This is a genomic window from Mesorhizobium sp. M1182, assembly GCF_040318335.1.
GTDB lineage: Bacteria > Pseudomonadota > Alphaproteobacteria > Rhizobiales > Rhizobiaceae > Mesorhizobium.
Genome location: NZ_JAMYMD010000087.1, coordinates 1 through 544, shown reverse-complemented (window position 1 = coordinate 544; position 544 = coordinate 1). Strand labels below are relative to the sequence as shown.

1 protein-coding gene and 1 pseudogene are annotated in these 544 nt (G+C 64.3%); both read right to left on the bottom strand.

All coding sequences use genetic code 11. The features are described 5' to 3' along the window. Positions 1 to 256 (bottom strand): annotated as a pseudogene (locus tag NKH33_RS33170) (recombinase family protein); the annotation flags it as partial. Then, positions 249 to 446, bottom strand: coding sequence for a hypothetical protein (locus tag NKH33_RS33165; protein ID WP_023722661.1), 198 nt, complete (start codon positions 444 to 446; stop codon positions 249 to 251). The pseudogene NKH33_RS33170 and the gene NKH33_RS33165, both read right to left, overlap by 8 nt. Positions 447 to 544: the final 98 nt, after the last annotated feature.

Below are 544 nucleotides of genomic sequence, written 5' to 3'. Positions count from 1 at the left end.
CCGCCCCAACCTTGCCGAGACAGACTGCTGCGACCATCCGATCGAAGCCCGCTCGCGCGACACCGCCAGCAGCAGAGCGGCCGAGATCGTCATCGACCGTCTCGATGCAAGACCAGCCGAGCGCGACCAGGCGATCGCGCATCGCATACTGCAGGGCGCTGCTCTCACGATTGTGCAGAACCTGATGGGCCGAGGACTGCCGCACATAAAGGATCGCCTTTCGCTCCAGATGGTGGGGCCGGATCTTCTCATGCATCATGGCGTGCCTCCTCCCGTGGAACGGCGCGCTCGCCGTCGACGTGGTCGAGGATCAGGCGCACCATCAGCTTTGTCAGCGTCAGGCGCGTCTCTTCCGGCAGCGCCTGCCATGGTGGCATCTGCGCGGTCTCCGCATCGTGCGGGTTGGAGAACAGATCGAACTGATATGTCGTGGGCTGGCGCGGCATGGACCTCTCCCCGATTCGCGTCGTGAGGATCCGATGCTGCGCCCGAAACCTCCAATTGCGATGGGGTGTGGGAATTGGCCGTCGCGTCCTGCAGCAGT